Here is a 386-nt window from a genome sequence, read left to right as displayed (position 1 = left end):
GGGATATCGCTTTAGCTAAGTGACGATTCTTCATCATTCCGCTCACATTTAAGTCTTCCATTACGACTTTCCGAGGTTTGGTTTTCACAACGGCATTCGTAGACTGGTGAGTGTAGTTCAAGCGGATGTTGGCTAATCGTCGATGTAGGATTCGTTGTTGCTTTTCGATTTTTATAAGGTTGCTCGTTTTGACAAAACGGTTTCCCTCCTTATTCATCTCGTATTTTCGAGAAGCTTTACGCTGCAACCTACGTAAACGTTTCTCTATCTTTCGTACGGTGCGGCTTTTATTGATGTTTCGGTAAACCGCACCACTCGAGCAAATAGCCAAGTTTTTGATCCCAAGGTCGATGCCCAAGACTTCCTCCGTTACCTCTTGCTTGTCA

The 386-nt window shown here is 43.8% G+C and carries 1 protein-coding gene; it reads right to left on the bottom strand.

Translation table 11 applies throughout. From position 1 onward, the window contains the following. Positions 1-386 (bottom strand): transposase (locus AVZ68_RS19495; RefSeq protein WP_157404779.1); only part of this gene is annotated, 386 nt, incomplete at both ends.

Source organism: Shouchella shacheensis (assembly GCF_001484965.1).
GTDB classification, from domain to species: Bacteria; Bacillota; Bacilli; order Bacillales; family Bacillaceae_D; genus Shouchella; species Shouchella shacheensis.
Note: the sequence above shows the minus strand (reverse complement) of the source record. Positions and strands in the feature narration are given on the sequence as shown.